This is a genomic window from Brachybacterium tyrofermentans, assembly GCF_014897585.1.
Lineage (GTDB): Bacteria > Actinomycetota > Actinomycetes > Actinomycetales > Dermabacteraceae > Brachybacterium > Brachybacterium tyrofermentans.
In genome coordinates, this window is the sequence record NZ_JABUXW010000024.1 from 42,867 (window position 1) to 61,978 (window position 19,112).

The following is a 19,112-nucleotide window of genomic DNA, read 5'->3' on the forward strand; positions in this document are numbered from 1 at the left end:
GACGTGCCAGGTCGGGCTGGGTCGGTCCGGTCCGGTCGGGTCCGGTCGGAGCGGGCGGCGTTACTTCGCCGGCTCGGCCCCGTCGCGCGCGCCAGCACCCTCGTCAGACAGGGCCTGGCGGCGCAGACGGGATTTCAGGTACTCCGCGGTCAGCAGGGAGATGAGCATCCCGACCAGGGTGACGGTCACCTTGTCATTGCCCGAGACGAGGGAGCTGTACGCGACGAGCATCGTCGCCACGACGAGCACTCCCACGATCAGAGTGATTGCTTTGTTCCCGATCACGATCATGCCCGCCACGCTACCCCTGGCCCGGCTCGGGCCACTCGGCAGTGCGGGAATCGGCGGTCAGCCGGTGACGGTGCTGGCGATCTCGTGCATCTCGTCGAGGCGGGCCCATTCGTCGTCGTCGCTGCCGGCGTAGACGTAGGAGATCCGCCCGGCGTAGCCGACGTCGCGCAGCACGGTGAGTGCGCGGATGAGGTCCTCGGCGTCGAGCACGCCCGGGGAGGATTCGCGGGCCTTGACCTGCGAGCATTCCGCCATGCCGGCGACCTGCGCGATCTGCTCGTACTTGTCCTCGCCCGTCCAGTTGCCGGTGTCGATGAGGAAGCCGACCTCGCCGCCCAGCTGGTCGAACAGCTGGCGGGTGGTCGCCGCATCGATCAGCAGCGACTTCCAGTTCTCGGTGATCACCCGGATGTCCGGATGCTCGGCGGCGAGCTCCCGGAGCCGGCGGGCGCTGAGCGCGATCGTCTCCTCGTTCGGCGCCTGGTCCCCGGCGGGGACCCGCACCCGCGGGGCGCCGAGCTGCTCGGCGACGCCGATCCAGCCCGACAGCCAGCGCTGCTGCTCCTCGCCCTGCTCGGGATGGGTCACGTCCCCGTCGTCCACGAGCAGGCACTCGATGTCCACGCCCGCGGCATCGAAAGCAGCGCGCACCTCGGCGAGGTAGGAGGCATCGGTGCGCGGCAGGTAGAAGTGGCACAGCTGGGCGCTGCGGAACCCGTGCGCGGCGAGCTGACCGGGCAGCTCGAGCAGGTCCAGGCCTCCCCCGGAGGTGTTCTCGGTGAGCACGCCCGACGGGGCCGAGCCGGGCGCGACGTACCGCCCCATGGTCCGGAACACGGACCAGGTGTGCAGCGCCTTGGTGGGGTCGAGCGAGTGGGCCATGGGATCTCCTGTGATCGGGGTGGCGAGCGAGGTGTCGCCGTCGGCACCAGGACATCATGGCGCATTGCTCAGTCTGTGAGGCGCTGCCAACCCTTCGGGAGCGGCACGGGCGGCATATCGCGGGGCGGAATCCACCGGGACCAATCGGCGCCGACGAGCCCGCGCCCACGGCGGAGCAGCTCCGCGAGCTCGGCGCCGACGGACCGGAAGTAGGCGGCACGCTCGGGGCTGAAGGCACCCTGCTCGACGTACCAGTCCAGCTCGTCCTCGTCTTTGAACCGGACGGCCAGTCCCTCAGCGCCCGGGACTCCCTCGCCGACCACATCGAGCGCCCAGTCCTGGGTGTCGTAGCCGACGGCGCTGCGCCGCCAGGGAGATTCGAGGTTGCCGTACCAGTCCCCGACCCAGTTCTCGCCGTCGTGCCAGCGCCAGAGCGACCAGCAGCTCCCGCGCGGATGCACGCGAACCACCGTCGGCCCCTCCCAGGTGGCGACATCATGGGTGCCGTCCCACCCGGTCACGACGACATTGCGTCCGCGCGGGCCGGTCCGTCGGCCGGCGCGGGCGGCACGGTCGGAGCCGGGCGACGTCATCACGACGATCAGGTCCTCGTCGTCCTGCAGGACCGTTCCGGCGACGGCGAAGCTGACTGCCGGCTCCCGATCCGGAAAGTCCCGGATGCTGCGGATCGCGACCGCCGTGCCGACGGGGTGCGGGATCACGATGCTCTCCCCAGCTGGGCCCGGGATCGCCTCCAGCTGCTGCCTGACATCAGTGTCCATCGCGCCAGGGTAGTGGTCGGGGCCTCGATACCCTGAGCCCATGCCCACCCTGACCACCCGACCTGCCACGCCGGCCGACTCCGCGGACCCTGCTTTCGAGGATCTGCTCCCGGATCGCTGGCGGGAGGGTGACAACTGCCGCTCGGTGGTCGCCACCGACTCGGCGGGCCGTCTGCTCGGGCACTGTCGCGGCATCGACAACAGCTTCCATCCCGACTCCCGCTCGCTCGTGCTCGAGGTCCTGGACGGCGAGCCGTGGGACGAGGTCGCCGACGTGCTGCTCGAGGCCCAGATCGCGGTCTCGACCCTGCCGCTGCGGCTGAAGCCGGCGGCCCACGAGCCGGAGCTGCTGGACCTTTGCGCCCGCCACGGCGGCGTGCTCGTGCAGCTCATGCCACCCTGGCGCTACGTGGTCGATGATGCGATGCGCGCCTGGGCTGCGGAGCATCGCACGACGAGCGACGGCCTTCACGCCGGCCGCGTGGTCGACGCACGCCGCGAGGAGATGCTCGATCTGTACGTCGAGCACTACACCGCGCAGCACGCCCGCTGGTCCCCGGCGGCTGCCCCGACGGAGCTGCGAGCAGAGAACGCCCCGGACTTCGTGCCGGGCGGTGAGGGCAGCTTCGACCCCGATCGCAGCGTGGTGCTGGAGCGCGACGGCGTGATCGTCGCCCAGGCCCTGGCCTGGCCGCCCGAGCCCGACGGAGGCATCGAGATCACCCTTCAGTCCACGCCGCACGAGGGACGGACGGCACGGGAGGACATGGAGGCCTGCCTTGCCGCGGTCATCGACCGCAGCGCCGACGGCGACGTGCTGCTGATCGACTCGCACGCCACCGAGGAGCTGGAGTCCGCGATGATGCGCGACGTGCCCGGCCCTGCACCCCACCCGCAGGACACCTGGACCGCGATCGTCGGAATCCCTGTGCCAGGAGGTCCGGCACCGATCCCGCTGTCAGCCGAGCTGATTCCCGCAGCCGCCGCCAAGCTCGCCGACCACCTGCAGCTCTAGCAGCCGCACCAGCACCTGGAGCGGGAGCGGGAGCGAGAGCGGGAGCGGGAGCGGGGAAAGGATTGCGCGCGTGCGTCTGCCGCTCTAGCGTCAGCCGGATGCATCCTCACGCGGCAGCCCGCGCCCGTCTCGCCGCCATGGAGGTGGTGCGATCCCTCGGGCTCGAGGCCGACGAGATCGTCGACCTCCAGGACTCCAATCGCCTCACCGTGCGGGTGCTGCCCTGCGATCTCGTCGCCCGCATCGGACCCGCTGACCACGCCGGGGCACAGGTCGAGGTGGATCGGGTGCTGCGCCTGGCGGAGGCAGAGGCACCCGTCGGCCGCCTCGATCCGCGCACTCCCCCGCAGGTGCACGTGCGCGATGGCTTCGAGATCACCCTGTGGACCCACTACGCACCGCACGAGGACCGTGCGCTCCCCGCGGCCGAGTACGCGAGCACCCTCGCCCGCCTGCATGCCGCGATGCGCGCCGCAGACCTGGACGTCTCGCCTGTGGGAGACCGGGTCGCCGAAGCGCTCGCCCTCGTCGACGACCCTGTTTGCACCCCACGCCTGCCCGAGGCCGACCGCGCGTTCCTGCGCGAGATCCTGCAGAGCCTCAGCGAGGAGGTAAGCCGGCGCGGCCCCCAGCAGGTGCTTCACGGGGAACCCCACCCCGGCAATGTGCTCGACACCGCGGGCGGGCCTCTGTTCATCGACCTCGAGACCTGCTGCTCTGGCCCCGTCGAGTTCGATCTCGCCCACGCCCCGGCGCAGGTCGCGGCGCACTACCCGAACGTCGACCATGAGCTGCTCGAGGACTGCCGGATCCTGTCCCGCGCCCTGGTGACGACCTGGCGCTGGGACCACGAGGACTCCCTGCCGGACGGACAGCTGCTCGGCGTCGGCTGGCTGGACCAGGTGCGCACGCTCATGGCCCACCGGGGCGGCGCGGCTCAGCCCCGACGACTGGATGGCCCGGCTGGGCAGCTCGCAGTGGGACGAGGGCTTGCGCGAGCGCATCGAACAGCTGCAGTGGCAGATCGGCCAGGAGCTGCTCCAAGAGAATGTGGACGTGGTCATCGAATGGGGAACCTGGGGGCGCGAGGAGCGCGACCGCCTGCGCGAGGGCGCCCGAGCGCTCGGAGCCCGCGTCGAGCTGCTCGTCCTGGACGCCGACGACGACGAGCTGTGGCGGCGGATCAGCGCTCGCGCGGCGGAGGACCCGCCGATCACCCGGGAGCACCTCGCCGCCTGCAGAACGGCGTTCGAGGTTCCGACGGCCGACGAGCTCGCGCTCTACGACGCTCCTCGCAGCAGCATGCAGCTCTAGCCGCACTCGGCCGTTAGGTCGAGAGGCGGTATACAAACTCGTCCCGGACTTGCCCGGAAGCATCTCGCTGCACACGCCATGTACATTTTGTGAGTTCAAACGTACAATCTGAGCATGTCGACCATCAGCGCTTCAGACGCGCGCAAGAGCTTCGCGGCTGTTATCGAGACCGCCCAGCATGAGGCCGTCATCGTCGAGCGTCATGGCGAGGCCCAGGCGGTCGTCCTCAGCCCGGCCGAGTACGACCGGCTCATGGACGCCGCCGAAGAGTCCGAGGACGTCCGCGCCTTCGACTCTGCCATGGCCGAGGAGGGACCGAACATCCCCTGGGAGCAGGTCAAGAACGATCTCGGGTGGTGACCTCGTGCCCTACGAGATCGAGGTACGCCCCGCGGCATTGCGCGCACTGAAGCGCATCGACCATCAGGACCGTCGTCGCATCCAGGGCGCGATCGCGCTGCTCGCCGCCGATCCGCGACCCCCGGGCGCAAAGGCGTTACGAGGTCGGGACGGTTTGCGCATACGCGTCGGCGCCTACCGCATCATCTACACCGTCGAAGACACTCGGCTGCTCATAGTCGTCGTCATGCTCGGACACCGCCGCGACGTGTACGACCGCTGAACGGACGAGGTCGGCCCACCCCGACGACGGGTGTCGATGTCGGCACGACACCCGATTCCTTGACCAGCTCGAGGAACCCGAGTGTGATGGGCCCATGACCTCACCGAGCGAACGCGCCGAAGCCCTTCTCGCCCTGCACCATCGTTCGACCCCGGTGGTGCTGCCCACCGTGTGGGACGCCTGGTCCGCCCAGGCCGCGGTCTCCGGCGGCTTCGAGGCCCTGACCGTCGGCAGCCATCCCGTCGCGAACTCCGTGGGGGCCGGTGATGGTGAGGACATGAGCCTGGAGGACGCCCTCGCAGGCATCGCCCGCGTCACCCGCGCCGTCGACGTCCCGGTCTCCGCCGACCTGGAATCCGGCTACGACACCGCTGCCGCCGAGCTCGTCGAACGCGTGCTGGACGCCGGAGCAGTCGGGGTCAACATCGAGGACACCGTGCATTCGCAGGGCCGGCTGCGCGGAGCGCAGGAGCATGCCGACTACATCGCCGACATCCGCCGGGCGGCCGATACGGCCGGGGTGCACCTGGTCATCAACGGGCGCACGGACGTGTTCAAGACCGAGGAGGACATCCCCGACCGGCTGGCCGAGGCGATCACCCGCCTGACCCTGCTCGAGGCCGCCGGTGCCGACTCGCTGTACCCCGTCGGCGTGCCCGACGTCGCGACGCTGGAAGCACTGCTCGCCGCGGTCAGCACCCCGCTGAACGTCACCGCCCACCCGGTGAACGGCGCGATCCCGGAGGGCCTCGACCTCGCGCGGCTCACGGAGCTCGGCGTGCGCCGGGTCAGCTTCGGGCCGCTGCTGCAGGCCGCTCTGGCCGACCACGTCGCGGAGATCACCGCGGCCTGGCGCTGAGCGCCCCTGGTCACGGCACGCCGGCGGACGTACGCTTTCCGGCGGCGGACCCCGGGCTCCTGACGCGGGGACGCCACGATACGAGGAGCTCATCACGATGCAGTACTCCCAGCTCGGACGCACCGGAGCGACCGTCTCCCGGCTCGTCCTCGGCACCATGAACTTCGGCCCCCACACCGCGGAGGAGGATGCCTTCGCGATCATGGACCGCGCCCTCGATCAGGGCGTGACCTTCTTCGACACGGCCAACGGCTACGGCGGCGCGGATCGTCGCGGCTGGACCGAGGAGATCATCGGCCGCTGGCTGGCCTCCCGCGGCCGTCGCGAGGAGATCGTGCTCGCGACCAAGGTGTTCGGCGAGATGGGCCCGGGGAAGAACGACCGCGGGCTCTCGGCGCTGAACGTCCGCCGCGCGGTCGACGAGTCCCTGCGCCGCCTGCAGACCGACCACATCGACCTCTACCAGATGCACCACGTGGACCGCTCAGCGCCCTGGGAGGAGATCTGGCAGGCCATGGAGCTGCTGGTCGCGCAGGGGAAGATCACCTACGTGGGCTCCTCGAACTTCGCCGGCTGGCACCTCGCCCAGGCGAACGAGGCCGCCCGCGCCCGCCACTCGCTGGGCCTGGTCTCCGAGCAGTCGCTGTACAACCTGTTCACCCGCGACATCGAGCTCGAGGTGCTCCCCGCCGCGGAGCACTACGGGATGGGCGTGATCGCCTGGTCGCCGCTGGCCGGCGGCAAGCTCGGCGGCCGCTCGGAGAAGGGAGTGCGACGCGGAACAGCGGAGTCCCGCGACGACTCGGCGGAGCTCACCGCACAGCTGGACCGCTGGGAAGCGTTCTGCGCCGAGCGCGATCTGGCGCCCGGTCAGGTGGCCCTCGCGTGGCTGCTGCACCGGCCCGGCGTGCTCGGCCCGATCATCGGCCCGCGCACCATGGAGCAGCTGGACTCCGCGATCGAGGCCGTCGAGATCACGCTGTCCGACGACGACCTCGCGACGCTCGACGAGATCTTCCCCGGTCCCGGCGGTCCGGCTCCGGAGGCCTACGCCTGGTGACCTCGGCGTCGTCGCCCGAAATGGCCCGGGTCCGTTCCTGGTGACCCGTGGTGACCCAGGGTGACCCAGGGTGACCCGTGGTGACCCGTGGTGACCCAGGGTGACCCGTGGTGACCCGTGGTGACCCAGGGTGACCCGTGGTGACCCAGGGTGACCCAGGGTGACCCGTGGTGACCCGTGGTGACCCAGGGTGACCCGTGGTGACCCGTGGTGACCCAGGGTGACCCGTGGTGACCCGTGGTGACCCAGGGTGACGCTGAGGGCAACGCATCCACTGGCGTCATACGCGCAGCCAGCTCCCTCAGGGGCATGCCTGCACGCTATGCGCCAGTGGATGCACCACCCCGGGTCCTCCTCGCTCGAGGTGCTCCCCGCCGCGGAGCACTACGGCATCAGCGTCATCGCCTGGTCACCGCTCGCTGGCGGCACACGCCGTCGACCAGCAGGTCACCGAGATTCCGACCGGGTCGCCCTGCCATTCGGAACGTCTCACCGCCAGGGGAACGGCCAGCGACTTGTTTCCGGAACGAGCGTGTAGCCGAGCTCTTCAATCTGCCGGCGCAGTTCGAGGTATTCGAACTCCAGGGAGCGCTCGTCGGCCCGACTCACAGGAGGGGCGTCCTCGAGGTGGAAGAATGCGTACACGTGGTCCATCCGTTCACCCCACATGAACGCACGTTCCACCAGCTCCTTCGGCAGCTCATCGGTCACGTCAAGGGGTTGCGAATCGGCCACATCCTCGCCCCATTCAAGAACGAACATGTAGTCCCACATGAGTCGGACTGATTTGTGGTGCTTCATGTGCGAGGAGCCTCCTTCTGTGGCGATGTGGCGCCCGTGCCGAGTCGCACCACGGGGCTCACCATTATCAGTCAGCGGTGGAAATCAGCCGCGATCGGCCCCGAGGCCCCGCGCGACGTCGGCGATGTAGGCATCGCGGACGACGCTGAGGCCCTCGGCCTCCGCGATCTCGTCGATCCTCGCGGCCTCGTCACCTGGCACCCAGGTCCCGTGGTCGTCCTGCGACCCGTCCGCGGCGAGTGCTGACTGGAACCAGAGCGTCCCGGCGCCGAGCTCGCGGGCGGTGCGGGCCACGTCCGGCAGATCCCGCCCGAGCTCGAAACCGGGCCAGGGGTAGACGTACAGGACGTCGGCCGATTCCGGCCTCACCCCGGTCCGGCGGTCGACGATCTCTCCGTCCACCAGCTCGGTCACCGAGACGTCGTCGGGCGCAGGGCCGCCGAAGACGGTCACGGCGAAGCCGGCGCGGGCGAGCGTGTGCGGCACATCGGTCGAGGGCCAGTTGTGCAGCAGCACGTGATGGGCGGCGGCGAGGAGCTTCGCGGGATCGGTCATGACGTACCTTTCGTCGGGAGCTGCCGAACGGCCCTGAGCCAGGCACCGCGAGCGTCCATCGGGAATGTCAGCTGCGAGCGGCGGCGGGCCCCGTCACACGGTCGTCGCCCTCGTGCTCGTCACCGTAGTCCTCCTCCTCGGCGAGGCGCACCGTTCCGGCGGATCCGTCGAGGGTGACGCGTTGGCCCGTGCGCAGGCGCCGGGTCGCCGTGCCGGTGCCGAGCACAGCAGGGATGCCGTACTCGCGCGCCACGATCGAGCTGTGGCTGAGCGGACCGCCCACGTCGGTCACCACGCCGGCGGCCATGGCGAACAGCGGGGTCCAGGCCGGGGTGGTGATCGCGGCGACGAGGATCTCGCCGGGCCGGAAGTCGCGGAACTGCTCGGGTCCGCTCAGCACGCGCACGGTCGCGGTGACGGTGCCTCCGCTGCCGCCGATCCCGGTGAGCACCTCGCCGTCCCCGCCCTCTCCGGCCGAGGGCATGAAGCGGTCGAAGGCCCGCCACACGGAGCGCTGGGGCAGCAGTTGGGGCGGGGTGGCGAGCTTCTGGCCGCGCCAGATCACACGCCGCTCCTCGACGAGGCCGGCCCGTGTGGGCAGTCGGCGACCGCCGCCATCGAGCTGTCCGCCACCATCGAGCTGTCCGCCACCATCGAGCTGTCCGGCGAGTTCGAGCTGTCCGGAGCCGTCGAGCTGTTCGGCGAGGTCGACGAGCTCGTCCCGGCGCAGCCAGAACACGTCGTCGGCCGCATCGAGAGCCCCGGCGACCGTGAGGCGACGCCCGAGCTCGCGCAGGGCCCGACGGGCCGCGGGCCAGCCCAGCCCCACTCCGGCCAGGGCGTCCTCCCGGATCGGGGTGAGCTCCTGGGCGCGGCGGAGCAGGCGGTCGAAGACCCGCCGCAGAGGCCTGCGCAGGTGCGCCCGGATCCGGTCGGCGCCCTCCTCGCGGGCCCGGACGGCGGCCGCGCGCCGAACCCCCGGATCGGTGCCCTCGCCGCGCAGGTACATCCGCAGCACGTCCCACAGCAGCTCCGGGGCATCGGCGGCGACGGGCTGGACGACGTCCAGCGTGTAGATCGCGTGGCCGTGCTCCGCCAGGTGCGCCGCGAAGCGCTCGCGCCACTCCTGCCACACCGCGTCGTCGACCCCGTCGGGTCGCTGTTCGAGAACGGTCTCCGAGGCCGTGAGCGCCTGCGCCAGCCCCTCCCTCTCGCGAGCCCAGCGGGCCAGGCCGTAGAGCGACTCCTCGGCGCGGATCGGTGCGCTCTCGTAGCCGAACAGCAGCGTCTCCGGGCTCGGGTCGCCGGGCTTCGCGACCCGTCGGCAGAACGCGGTGTAGACGGATTCGGCGATCACCACCGGTGGGATCACCGTCTGCACTGAGGTGTAGTACGCGAATCCTGCGGTGACCAGCCGCTCTGCGGAGGCGAGCAGCTCGCCCGCCGGCCGGTCCGCGACGTCGCCGACTGTCTCCTCCTCGACCACACTCCGGTACTGCGGCATCGCGGTCTCCCGCCAGTACCGCGGCCCGCCGATCCCCTTGCCGAGCAGCCGCGGCACGAACAGCACGGACTTCGCGCAGACCGTCACCATGGCGGTGTTGGCGTAGCAGTAGTAGGCATAGCCGTTGATGGTCACGAACTCGACGCCGCGGTCGGTGAACACGTCGTCGCGGCCGGAGGCGTCGGTGATCGTCGAGATCATCGCCTCGATGACGTGCGCCGCCGTGAGATCCGCGAACAGCGGGGTGAGCGGGTCGGGCATCTGCTCGACGATGCTCGCCCGGACGTAGCCGGCGTGCCTGCGGGGCGCCTTCCAGCTCTCGGGGGCGGGCCCGGCCGGCGCCGGCAGGGCCACGACGGGACGAGCCTGGGTGATCACGAATCCCGTGCCCACCAGCGCCCATTCCACGTCCTGCGGCGCCCCGTAGTGCGCGGCGATCCGGGTGCCCCAGCGGGCGAGGTCCAGCGCCTGCGCGTCGTTGAGCACGGGAGCGCGGCGACGCTGCGGCGGCACGGGGATCGTGGCGGTGCCGTGCTCGGCCGGGACCACCATCACGGTCTTGTCCGCCGTGGTGCGCGAGATGATCCGGCTGCGAGCGGTGTCGACGACGAGATCGTCGGTGTCGACCATCCCCGAGACGACCGCCTCCCCGAGTCCCCAGGCGGCGCTGATCACGGTCTCCGTGCGGCGCCCGGTGGTGGGATCGGCGGTGAACAGCACGCCGGCCGCGTCCGCCGGGGCCATCTCCTGGATGACGACGGCGAGCGCGACGTCGGCCGGGTCGATGCCGCGCCGCGCCCGGTAGGCGAGGGCGCGGGCGGACCACAGGGAGGCCCAGCAGCCGCGCACCGACTCGAACAGGTCCGCGTCACCGACCACGTGCAGGAACGTCTCCTGCTGGCCGGCGAAGCTCGCGTCCTCGAGGTCCTCGGCCGTGGCGGACGATCGGACCGCCACGGGGGCTCCCCCGAGGGCGGCTCGCGCCGTGACGAGCTCACGACGCAGGTCCTCCGGGATCTCCGTGCCCGTGAACAGTTCGGCGACGGACTGCGCGGCACGGTCGGCGGCCTCGGTGTCCTCCGGGTCGAGGTCGCGCACCTGCTCCAGCAGTCGCTCCCGGATCCCCGCGACCTCGACGAATCGGCGATAAGCGGCGGTGGTGAGCACGAATCCCGGGGGCACCGGGAGCCCCGCCCGGGTGAGCTCACCGAGGTTCGCGGCCTTTCCGCCCACCTCGGCGATGTCGTCACGGCCGATGTCCTGGAACTGGCGGACGTTCATGGCGCCTTCTTCGACGGGGCACCCGGAATGGGGTGCGTGGCGACCAGAGCGTACTGCTGGTCACCGCGGGGCACCAGGGGCGTCGTCCGGAGGCCGGGGACGACCACGCCCGACGCCGACGTCCGTCGCCGGACGAATCCCGGAGTAACCGGATATTGCCTGGCCCCGCCGCGATGGATCCCGGACGATGAGCGGCATGCAGCCCTGCGACGTCGTCCTCCGCCCGTGCACCGCCGCCGACCTGCCTGCTCTGGAGGATTGGGCGCCCACGGGCAACAGTCGGACGCATGCGATGAGGTTCTCGCACCAGGAGGCGGGCGACAGCACGTACTACCTGGCCACCTGCCGGCAGGACCCGGATACCTTCGTCGGCTCCTGCGAGATCCGGTGGACCGGGTGCGCTGCCTCGGAGGTCCCACGGTGCCCGGAGGTCAACGGGCTGCAGGTGTGGCCGGAAGTCCTGCGATCCCAGGGGATCGGGACGCGGATGCTCGGTCTGCTCGAGGAGGAGGCGAGAGCACGCGGCCACCACGAACTCGGTCTGGGGGTCGACGACTCCGGCCCGAAGCGCCTCTACCTGCGACTCGGCTACGTCGACACCGGGCACGACTATCTCGACCGGTACACGTGGATCGACGATGCGCACCAGGTGCACCACGTCGCCGACCCGGCCCGGTGGCTGATGAAGCCGCTCGACGGGGAGAGCCCCGAGTCCACCCGGAGTTGACCCGAACGAGCGTCACGAACGAGCGTCACGAACGGGGCAAAGTTGGGGGAATCAAGCGCCCATTCCCCCAACTTCGTCACGCTTACGGGATCACCGCCACCCCGACGGTGGCATTGCGCGGTCACGTCGATGTCAGGGTGGTGCTCCCCGGGCCGACCTCCACGTCGATGTCGCCGCGTCGCACCCGTGCGGTCGTGTTCGCGGGGATGCGCACCTCGAGCAGCTTCTGCTCCCGGTCGTAGCGCACGTGCACGTTGCCGCGGATCGTCGGCACCGTGCCCTCCATCCACGCGAGCGGCCCGGGCTGCGGGGTGATCTCGAGCCGGGCGGCGCCGGGGGCGACGACGCGCACGCCGAGCACCCGGCGGGCAATGACGTTCACGGGGGCGGTGCCCCAGGCGTGGGAGTAGGTCATGTTCGGTTTGAGGGAGGGGTCCCAGGCCTCCGGGACGATGCTCGCTCCCAGGTCATCGAGCAGGTGCAGCCAGCCGCGCTGCCCGCGGGAGGTCATCAGCGCGTGCGCCTCGTCGGCCCTGCCCAGGGTGAACAGCGCATCCAGCAGGAACTGCGCGCCGTACACGCTCATCCGCATCCCGCCGGCGGCCAGCATCTCCCCGAGCCCCTCCCGGCGTGCGGTCGGCGCGAGGCCCAGCGCCACCGGGATCGCCGTGGCGTGCTGGGAAGCATGCTCACTGCCCAGCCCGTCGCGGTAGACGCCGTCGTCCCGCACCAGGTCCGCCTCGATCCCTGCGAGCATCCGGGCGGCGAGCGCCGCGTGATGCTCCGCCTCGCTCCCCCGGTCCAGCACGGTGCAGATCGTCGCGAGCGTCTGGTGCGCCGCGGCCTGGAAGGCGTTCAGCACGGTGTTCACCTCGGTGAACTCGTAGTCGTCGCGGCAGGTCTGCGGCCAGTCCACGAGGTCGGCGTCCCAGGCGCTCGAGGGGCCGGGGTCCTTGTGCAGCAGTCCGTCGAACCCCAGATGGCGGTCGTAGTTCGCCCGCCGCCACAGGTCCACATCGGAGCGCAGCTGCGCGTCGTCCCCGGTGGCGAGATAGTCCTCCCAGGCCACGAGCACGGGCATGAGGTGGTACTCGGCCGGCCAGGTGGGGCGGCGCGTCAGGTACTGGTTCGAGACGCGGGCAAGCGCGTAGCTGCGCCCGCAGGCGTAGTGGGAGAGCTGATTGACGTAGGTATCGCCCTCGTAGGGCCCGCGCTCGCGCGACGGGGTGTCGAGATAGAGATCCAGGGTGGTGGCCTCGATCGAGTAGCGGCACAGCTCGTGCACGCGGTCCAGATCCGGGTCCGACGACGCGAACGCGCCGGAGTGCCCGATTCCCCCGGCGTGTCCGATCTCCCCGTCGCGCACCGTCCCGCTGCTCAGGATCGTCCGCGTGACCTGCAAATTCTCGATCTCCCCGGAGAGCACGCGCAGCTCGCCGTAGCGGAAGGCGCGATACCCCCAGTGCTCGACCTCCTGCTCGCCGTCGCGCAGGGTCCACGTCTCCTCGTAGACGTTCCCGGTGGGCATCGAGGAGATCACCCGCCCGTCGGCGTCGCGCTGCTCGCCCAGGCGCACCTCGATCCGGGCCCCGTCGCTCGCCCGAACCTGCACGCGAAGCCCGCCGACGATCTCCCGGCCCAGATCGAACCGCCAGGCCCCGGGGCCGACGGGCTCTAGCGGAGCCGGGTCCCCGTCGGCCTGCCCGAGACTCACGATCGCCGGTGCCGGCTCCGCGGGCAGCGCCGGAGCGGCCGACGCCGCCGCCCAGCCCGTGTCGTCGAACCCGGGCGAGGTCCATCCGACGGGCTCCTCGCGCAGATCCCAGTCCTCCGCGGGGGCGTGGTACCAGCCGCCGCCGACGCTCCGCTCCCCCGGCAGCAGGGCGCTCCCGGGCAGCGCGCGCCAGGTCTCCGGCGACGTCACGTGCTCGATCCTGCTGCCGTTCTCGAGCACGACGACGAGGCGGGCGGCGAACTGGCGTCCCTCCTGCGCCCAGGCGAGAGCGGCGAGGGCGTTGCGACCCGGGTGCAGCAGGCCGGTGAGATCGTGAGTATGCAGCCGCGGGTGGTTGTCCTGGCTGCGCACGCTCCCGAAGCCCGTGACCTGGGCGTTCACCCACAGCTTGTAGACGTGCTGGCGTCCGCCGCGGGGCCCGTCCTCGCCGGGGCCGCCCTCCGGGGAGAGTCCGACGGCCTCCACGAAGGCGGCGCGGATCGGTGTCACCGGCAGGTCGATCTCGGTGCGCAACAGCGCCCAGTCGGCGGAGTCCCCGGCCCAGATCGGAGTCGCCGGCCACCGGCTCGGGGCGCTCGCGGAGGGGTCCGTCGTGCACGGCGCCGTCGTGAAGGGCGCCGTCGTCAACCGCGCGGCGAGCGACCAGTCGCCGCGCTCCGAGGTGTCGACCTGCACGCGCCACCAGTACGGGGTCGATGCCTGCAGGGGGACGTCCTGGATCAGCACACCGGTGGAGTCCGCCGAGAGCACCCGGCCGGAGTCCCAGAGCGGCTCGGCGCACGAGGGGTCCTCGGCGATCTGCAGGCGATAGCTGCGCTGCTGCGCGTCGCCCAGCATCGGGACGATCCAGGAGCATCGCAGCGCGGAGCCGTCCACGCCCACAGCGCGGTCCTGCAGGTTCAGCAGCAGACCGCTCGGGCGGCTGGTGCGGCAGGTGCGGCAGGTGCGGCTGGTGCGGCAGGTGCGGCTGGTGGAGCCCATCGGACGCAGCTCCTTCGCTCGCGACGACACGAGCAGGAAGATTAGCAGTGACGTGGGGAACAGGCCGCTGCTAGGTTCACCGTCATGACCCCGACGACCCCGCAGCACGAGTTCGTGATCGGCATCGACGCGGGCGGCACGCACACGCGCGTGGGCTGCTTCGCGCTGGACGGGACGCGCCTCGCCGCGGCCGTCGGCGGGGGCGGGAACCCGAGCCACAACGACGACGCGCTCGAGAACATCCGCGGCACCATCGCCCAGGCGATCGACTCCGGCGGGCTCGACCCGTCGGACGCCGTGGCCCTCGCGGCCGGCATCGCCGGATTCGAGCGCACCGGCTCCAACCAGAGCGACGGGGACAACGACCGCACGGCCGCTCTGGTCGATGCACCGGGTCTGACCTGCCCGAAGATCGTCGTGAACGACGCCGTGATCGCCCATCGCGGCGCGCTGTCAGGCCGGCCGGGCATCGTGGTGGTCGCCGGCACCGGGTCGATGATCCTCGCGATCGACGAGGAGGGCGTCGAGACCGAGAGCGGGCAGCTCGAGCACTATGCGGGCGCCGCACGGCACCTCGTGTACGACGTCGTCCAGCAGATCCTGATGAACGACTGCTCCCCGACGGATCCGCTGGTCCCGGCGGCTCTGGAGCATTTCGGCGTGGCCGACGCCCCGGCACTGCACGCGGCCGTCCTCGCCCGCTCCACAACTCACCGCAACACCATCAAACGGTCCTACGGGGACTTCGCGCCCCAGGTCACGGCGATGGGCGAGCAGTCCGCCCTCGCCGACCGAGCCCTGACCGACCTGGCCGCCCGCACCGCGCGCGGTGTGCGCCTGCTCGCCCCTGTGGCCGGGCCCCGACCGGTCCCTGTGGCCTGCACGGGCTCCCTCGCGGACGCTCCGAGCTTCCGCGACCGCCTCGACCGCATGTTGGTCGAGGCCGAACCGAGCGCCCTCGACCTGGTCCCCTCACAGCTCGACCCCCTCGGCGGAGCGGCGATCCTGGCCCTCGAGGCTGCCGGAGTCGAAGTCGACGAGGCGATGATCGGCCGGCTCGCCGGGCGGATCCCGTCGGCGATCCCCGCGTGATGTCAGGTCCTCGCGAGATCCGCATCGACGGCACGACGGTGCGCCGCCCGCGCAAGCCCTGGACGCCGACGATCCACGCCCTGCTGGAGCATCTGGGTGCGCAGGGCCTGCCGGTGCCCCGGCCTCTGGGCCTCGATGACCGTTTCGAGTACGTGAGCCTCGTGCCCGGACTTGCGGGGGACGACGCCTGGCCCGACGGGCTCTCCCCCGACGCCGCCCGCTCCCTGGGCCGGCTGCTGCGCGCCGTGCACGAGGCGACGCGCACGTGGATCCCCCCGGCGGACGCCGTCTGGTCGGTCCCGAGCACCCCGAGCACCCCCATCTGCCACGGGGATCCCAAGCCGGGGAACGTCGCCTGGCGGGACGGCATCGCCGTCGGGCTCTTCGACTGGGATGCCGCGCGGCCGGGCGACCCCGTCGAGGACCTCGCCTACGCCCTGCTGTGGGCCGTTCCCGTCGACGTCGATCCCGACGACGCCCCACTCTCGCCGGCCGAGGCCGAGCTCCGGCGGGCCCGCGCCCGCGCGCTCCTCGAGGGCTATGGCTGGAACGCCCCGATCGACGTCGTCGAGGCCGCGGCATCACGCCATGAGCAGGCGATCGACGAGGTCGAGTGGCTCGGCACCCACGGCCACGAGCCGCATGCGACCTGGGTGACGCAGGGCTGGCCCACCACCTGGCGCAGCCACCTCGAGTCGATGCACGAGGCGGGCCGACGCACCTTCCCGGTACCACTCCCCCGCTAGGCTCGCCCGATGCTGCTGCTCCTGGATCTCGACAACACGCTGGTGGATCGTGACGGCGCCTTCGCCGCCTGGGCCGAGGAGTTCATCGCCGCGCAGGGAGGCACGAAGGACGATCTGCGCTGGCTGCTCGAGACGGACGGTCACGGCTACACGCATCGGGCGATCCTCGCCGACGGACTGCTCGAGCGGCTCGACCTGACCTCGACCCGCGACGAGCTCGTCCAGACCCTGCTGCACGCTCACGCGGGCCACGTGCGCTGCTACGACGGCCTGCTCGAGAAGCTCGCCGAGCTGCGCGATCGGGGATGGACGCTGATCGTCGTGACCAACGGACTCGTGGCCCAGCAGTCTCGGAAGATGCGGGTGAGCGGGCTCGAGGGTCGTGTGGACAAGGTGGTGATCTCGGAAGCTGTCGGCGCGAGGAAGCCCGCCCCGGAGATCTTCACGGCTGCGGTGGAAGGATTCCCGGCCGACGGGGTCACCTGGATGGTCGGGGACCGCGCCACCGCGGACATCCAGGGCGGCCAGGCGGCCGGGTGCCGCACCGGATGGGTGACCCACGGTCAAGCCTGGGAGCTCGACGCACCGCCGACCTTGCAGGCACCCTCCACCCTCGAGGTGCTCGCGCTGGTCATGGAGTCAGAGGGCATTGACTCAGCCCCTCGGCGGGAGGTCTAATGGAGTAGCCATCTCCCGCTGGGAGACCGGAAGTAGAGGCCAGGACACCTGCGGTTTCGTAGGGCCTGGCCTTCGCGCTCATGCGAGCTTGATATCTATCCGGGTGACCTGCTCCGCCAAAGCGGGCGGAGCATCGACACGGTCGACATAGGCGTCGCCCAGCGCACCTAGTACGAGGTCTGGTGCCCAGAGCATGGGATCCTCGATCCCGGGCACCCATTCCACTCGCATATCTCGCGGGATCACAGCACGCGAGCGCAGTCCATCGACTCTTTTCAGATCTTTCCGGTCCTGCGACGGCGATCGCGACTCCACGACGACTCGAGCGACCTCACGTTGAGCCAGCTCCCAGAGCAATCTCTCGAAGCTCAGACCCCGAGCACGTTCCTGCTTGGCAGGGACCAGCGGCGCTGCCGAGACCACGACATGGCGGAGCCCCAGCTGAGGCAACAACGCAGCCGCCCGAGCTTTCCCGTTCGCACCGAGATCTCGCCAGTGGAGCTTGTTGCCGCGGGGTGCAAGTTGGCGGAGCAGCACAGGTGCCTCCGCCGGCTCCGACGAACCTATCGAGGCACCCAAGAAGTGGATCGGCACCTCAGCGCCTCGAATACGCATGCTTTCGTCCACCCATGCGCAGAGACTGGCCATGCTGCGAAGGGTAGGCAGTGGCCGGACGACCCAGCGGATGAATCAAGAATTGTGGACGGCAAGCATCCGTGCGAGAGAGGCCCCCAACCCGGGACGGGCGCCCTTGTCCAGCTTCGGAGAGACTTCAGAGTTGAACCTGGCCGAACGGACCACTTCAGCCTTCAGGCCATCCCCTCGCCAACTCCCTCGGTGCCCCGAGTGATCACCGCGTCCAGCCCCTCGGTGGTGTCAAGGCGTCGAAGCAACATGGGGTTCGCCGGCAATGAGTCGAGCGAACGCTTCGGTGGGGGTGAGGAAGCCCAGTCGGCGGCGGGGCCGGTTGTTGATCTCCTCCGCGATGGTGGTGAGGTAGGGCTGGTGGTCCGGGATCACGGTGCCCTTGGGGAGATACTCCCGGTAGAGCCGGTTCGTGTTCTCGTTGGACGGCCGCTGCCAGGGCGAGTGGGGGTCGGCGAAGTAGACCGGCATGTCCGTGGCCAGGGAAACCTTCGCGTGCTGCGCCATCTCGGAGCCCTGATCCCACGCCAGCGAGGCCTGCATCATCCTGGGCAGCTCGGTGAAGTACTCGATGACCGCATCCGCGGTGCCCTCGGCATGTTTGGAGGGCAGGGCGAGCAGGCCGGTGAACCCGCTCATCCGCTCCACCAGGGTCGCGGCGCACGAGGACCCGTTCTTCCCGATGATCAAGTCGCCCTCCCAGTGCCCTGGCACCCGCCGCTGCGCGGCGTCCTCGCCCCGCTCCGCGAGCGACACCATCCCCACGATCGGGCCACCCCTGGTCCGGCCGATGGTGCGGGGCCGGCGCTTGGTCCGTTTGGACTGCAAGAAGATCCCACGCTTCGCGAGTTCTCCGCGGGGGATCGCGTAGATGTACTGGTAGATCGCTTCTCCGCTGACGGTGCGGCCCTGAGCGTCGGGAGAGTTCGCCATGCGGTCAACGGTCGGGTCTGCGGCCTCCAGACGCAAGCGGCCCGCGATCTCGTTCGGCGTCCACGACGCAGCGAGGTCGGCGCTGACCCGGGCCTCGAGCACCGGGTCCTTCGCGACTTTCCGGACCTGTGGGCGCGAGCGTTGGCGCTGCGCTTTCACATCCGCGGTCACTGCTTGATAGCCCCGCGTCTTCGTCGAGTTCCGTCGAAGCTCTCTGGAGACCACTGACGGGCATCGACCCAGGTGAGAAGCGATCCTGCGGACTCCCCACCCGGCCTTCGATCCCGTCGAGATCTCCATCCGCTCCGTGAACGTGAGCAGCCGCCGCACCATCCCAGGCCTCCTCGCCTCAAGCCCCCACCGACCGGGAGTGTTGCTACGACGCTATGACACCACCCTCGGGCGCTGCGACGAATTCCGGGTCGACCTCGGCTCGGCTCGCGCTGTAGAGCTCGTACGCCCCTCGAGAAGTCGCCGGTCCGAGAGGCGCGCGCAGCAGGGCAGCGACGTCGGCGGCGTGCGCGTCCTGAGCGGTGGCATGTCGATGGTGGGTTGGGGCCTGCCCCTTGTTCGTGGACACGCTGATTCCAGCATTTGCTGGGGAAGCGA

The 19,112-nt window shown here is 70.8% G+C and carries 17 protein-coding genes and 2 pseudogenes; 11 read left to right on the top strand and 8 right to left on the bottom strand.

Going from position 1 to position 19,112, the window contains the following annotated elements; all coding sequences use genetic code 11:
* Positions 1-60: 60 nt before the first annotated feature.
* From INT49_RS16265 to INT49_RS16275, 3 genes are all read right to left on the bottom strand, one after another.
* Positions 61-291, bottom strand: a complete 231-nt coding sequence (locus INT49_RS16265; RefSeq protein WP_193118804.1) for a hypothetical protein — start codon at positions 289-291, stop codon at positions 61-63.
* A 57-nt stretch (positions 292-348) separates the two neighbouring features.
* On the bottom strand, positions 349-1,173 hold the full coding sequence (locus INT49_RS16270) for a sugar phosphate isomerase/epimerase family protein (RefSeq protein WP_193118805.1): 825 nt from the start codon (positions 1,171-1,173) through the stop codon (positions 349-351).
* A gap of 68 nt (positions 1,174-1,241) precedes the next feature.
* Positions 1,242-1,955 carry a DUF402 domain-containing protein gene (locus INT49_RS16275; protein ID WP_193118806.1) on the bottom strand — a complete coding sequence of 238 codons (714 nt, stop codon included), beginning with the start codon at positions 1,953-1,955 and terminating at the stop codon, positions 1,242-1,244.
* A 40-nt stretch (positions 1,956-1,995) separates the two neighbouring features.
* Between INT49_RS16275 and INT49_RS16280 the strand changes: the two genes are divergently transcribed.
* From INT49_RS16280 to INT49_RS16305, 7 genes and pseudogenes are all read left to right on the top strand, one after another.
* Positions 1,996-2,970 (top strand): hypothetical protein, encoded by a 975-nt coding sequence (locus INT49_RS16280; RefSeq protein ID WP_193118807.1) that lies wholly within the window; start codon positions 1,996-1,998, stop codon positions 2,968-2,970.
* A 137-nt stretch (positions 2,971-3,107) separates the two neighbouring features.
* Positions 3,108-3,662, top strand: a pseudogene (locus tag INT49_RS21250) (phosphotransferase); the annotation flags it as partial.
* A 256-nt stretch (positions 3,663-3,918) separates the two neighbouring features.
* Positions 3,919-4,284 (top strand): annotated as a pseudogene (locus INT49_RS21255) (AAA family ATPase); the annotation flags it as partial.
* A 114-nt stretch (positions 4,285-4,398) separates the two neighbouring features.
* Positions 4,399-4,644 (top strand): type II toxin-antitoxin system Phd/YefM family antitoxin, encoded by a 246-nt coding sequence (locus INT49_RS16290; RefSeq protein ID WP_193118809.1) that lies wholly within the window; start codon positions 4,399-4,401, stop codon positions 4,642-4,644.
* A gap of 4 nt (positions 4,645-4,648) precedes the next feature.
* Complete coding sequence (locus tag INT49_RS16295; RefSeq protein WP_193118810.1) at positions 4,649-4,906, top strand: type II toxin-antitoxin system RelE family toxin; 258 nt, start codon at positions 4,649-4,651, stop codon at positions 4,904-4,906.
* Positions 4,907-5,000: 94 nt separating this feature from the next.
* Complete coding sequence (locus INT49_RS16300; RefSeq protein ID WP_193118811.1) at positions 5,001-5,765, top strand: isocitrate lyase/PEP mutase family protein; 765 nt, start codon at positions 5,001-5,003, stop codon at positions 5,763-5,765.
* A gap of 97 nt (positions 5,766-5,862) precedes the next feature.
* Complete coding sequence (locus INT49_RS16305) at positions 5,863-6,825, top strand: aldo/keto reductase (protein WP_193118812.1); 963 nt, start codon at positions 5,863-5,865, stop codon at positions 6,823-6,825.
* 489 nt (positions 6,826-7,314) lie between these two features.
* On the opposite strand, the gene INT49_RS16310 is transcribed toward INT49_RS16305, so the two are convergent.
* From INT49_RS16310 to INT49_RS16320, 3 genes are all read right to left on the bottom strand, one after another.
* Positions 7,315-7,626: a hypothetical protein gene (locus INT49_RS16310; protein WP_193118813.1), complete on the bottom strand. Its 312-nt coding sequence runs from the start codon at positions 7,624-7,626 to the stop codon at positions 7,315-7,317.
* Between the two features lie 84 nt (positions 7,627-7,710).
* Entirely contained in the window at positions 7,711-8,181 is a 471-nt protein-coding gene (locus INT49_RS16315) for a hypothetical protein (RefSeq protein ID WP_193118814.1), read from the bottom strand.
* Between the two features lie 67 nt (positions 8,182-8,248).
* Complete coding sequence (locus tag INT49_RS16320) at positions 8,249-10,966, bottom strand: PEP/pyruvate-binding domain-containing protein (protein WP_193118815.1); 2,718 nt, start codon at positions 10,964-10,966, stop codon at positions 8,249-8,251.
* A 196-nt stretch (positions 10,967-11,162) separates the two neighbouring features.
* Between INT49_RS16320 and INT49_RS16325 the strand changes: the two genes are divergently transcribed.
* A complete protein-coding gene (locus tag INT49_RS16325; RefSeq protein ID WP_404801954.1) occupies positions 11,163-11,693 on the top strand; it encodes a GNAT family N-acetyltransferase in 531 nt (176 codons plus the stop codon).
* Between the two features lie 121 nt (positions 11,694-11,814).
* Here the strand turns inward: INT49_RS16325 and INT49_RS16330 are convergent, their stop codons facing one another.
* Positions 11,815-14,409 (bottom strand): family 78 glycoside hydrolase catalytic domain, encoded by a 2,595-nt coding sequence (locus tag INT49_RS16330; protein WP_193118817.1) that lies wholly within the window; start codon positions 14,407-14,409, stop codon positions 11,815-11,817.
* 84 nt (positions 14,410-14,493) lie between these two features.
* Here INT49_RS16330 and INT49_RS16335 point away from each other — a divergent pair, with 84 nt between their 5' ends.
* Genes INT49_RS16335 through INT49_RS16345 form a run of 3 tightly spaced genes read left to right on the top strand, consistent with a single transcriptional unit; the run spans position 14,494 to position 16,925 of the window.
* Positions 14,494-15,501, top strand: a complete 1,008-nt coding sequence (locus INT49_RS16335) for an N-acetylglucosamine kinase (protein WP_193118818.1) — start codon at positions 14,494-14,496, stop codon at positions 15,499-15,501.
* Positions 15,501-16,247 carry a phosphotransferase enzyme family protein gene (locus INT49_RS16340; RefSeq protein ID WP_193118819.1) on the top strand — a complete coding sequence of 249 codons (747 nt, stop codon included), beginning with the start codon at positions 15,501-15,503 and terminating at the stop codon, positions 16,245-16,247. The genes INT49_RS16335 and INT49_RS16340 overlap by 1 nt, the downstream gene beginning before the upstream one ends.
* Before the next feature lie 9 nt (positions 16,248-16,256).
* Complete coding sequence (locus INT49_RS16345) at positions 16,257-16,925, top strand: HAD family hydrolase (protein ID WP_193118820.1); 669 nt, start codon at positions 16,257-16,259, stop codon at positions 16,923-16,925.
* An 876-nt stretch (positions 16,926-17,801) separates the two neighbouring features.
* On the opposite strand, the gene INT49_RS16350 is transcribed toward INT49_RS16345, so the two are convergent.
* Complete coding sequence (locus tag INT49_RS16350) at positions 17,802-18,836, bottom strand: IS30 family transposase (RefSeq protein ID WP_193118821.1); 1,035 nt, start codon at positions 18,834-18,836, stop codon at positions 17,802-17,804.
* Between the last annotated feature and the right edge of the window lie 276 nt (positions 18,837-19,112).

What these genes read in the sequence shown, in the direction of transcription:
- INT49_RS16265 (WP_193118804.1), bottom strand. Translation starts at nt 291, where the DNA reads ATGATCGTGATCGGGAACAAAGCAATCACTCTGATCGTGGGAGTGCTC.
- INT49_RS16270 (WP_193118805.1), bottom strand. Translation starts at nt 1,173, where the DNA reads ATGGCCCACTCGCTCGACCCCACCAAGGCGCTGCACACCTGGTCCGTG.
- INT49_RS16275 (WP_193118806.1), bottom strand. Translation starts at nt 1,955, where the DNA reads ATGGACACTGATGTCAGGCAGCAGCTGGAGGCGATCCCGGGCCCAGCT.
- INT49_RS16280 (WP_193118807.1), top strand. Translation starts at nt 1,996, where the DNA reads ATGCCCACCCTGACCACCCGACCTGCCACGCCGGCCGACTCCGCGGAC.
- INT49_RS16290 (WP_193118809.1), top strand. Translation starts at nt 4,399, where the DNA reads ATGTCGACCATCAGCGCTTCAGACGCGCGCAAGAGCTTCGCGGCTGTT.
- INT49_RS16300 (WP_193118811.1), top strand. Translation starts at nt 5,001, where the DNA reads ATGACCTCACCGAGCGAACGCGCCGAAGCCCTTCTCGCCCTGCACCAT.
- INT49_RS16305 (WP_193118812.1), top strand. Translation starts at nt 5,863, where the DNA reads ATGCAGTACTCCCAGCTCGGACGCACCGGAGCGACCGTCTCCCGGCTC.
- INT49_RS16310 (WP_193118813.1), bottom strand. Translation starts at nt 7,626, where the DNA reads ATGAAGCACCACAAATCAGTCCGACTCATGTGGGACTACATGTTCGTT.
- INT49_RS16315 (WP_193118814.1), bottom strand. Translation starts at nt 8,181, where the DNA reads ATGACCGATCCCGCGAAGCTCCTCGCCGCCGCCCATCACGTGCTGCTG.
- INT49_RS16320 (WP_193118815.1), bottom strand. Translation starts at nt 10,966, where the DNA reads ATGAACGTCCGCCAGTTCCAGGACATCGGCCGTGACGACATCGCCGAG.
- INT49_RS16325 (WP_404801954.1), top strand. Translation starts at nt 11,163, where the DNA reads ATGCAGCCCTGCGACGTCGTCCTCCGCCCGTGCACCGCCGCCGACCTG.
- INT49_RS16330 (WP_193118817.1), bottom strand. Translation starts at nt 14,409, where the DNA reads ATGGGCTCCACCAGCCGCACCTGCCGCACCAGCCGCACCTGCCGCACC.
- INT49_RS16335 (WP_193118818.1), top strand. Translation starts at nt 14,494, where the DNA reads ATGACCCCGACGACCCCGCAGCACGAGTTCGTGATCGGCATCGACGCG.
- INT49_RS16340 (WP_193118819.1), top strand. Translation starts at nt 15,501, where the DNA reads ATGTCAGGTCCTCGCGAGATCCGCATCGACGGCACGACGGTGCGCCGC.
- INT49_RS16345 (WP_193118820.1), top strand. Translation starts at nt 16,257, where the DNA reads ATGCTGCTGCTCCTGGATCTCGACAACACGCTGGTGGATCGTGACGGC.
- INT49_RS16350 (WP_193118821.1), bottom strand. Translation starts at nt 18,836, where the DNA reads ATGGTGCGGCGGCTGCTCACGTTCACGGAGCGGATGGAGATCTCGACG.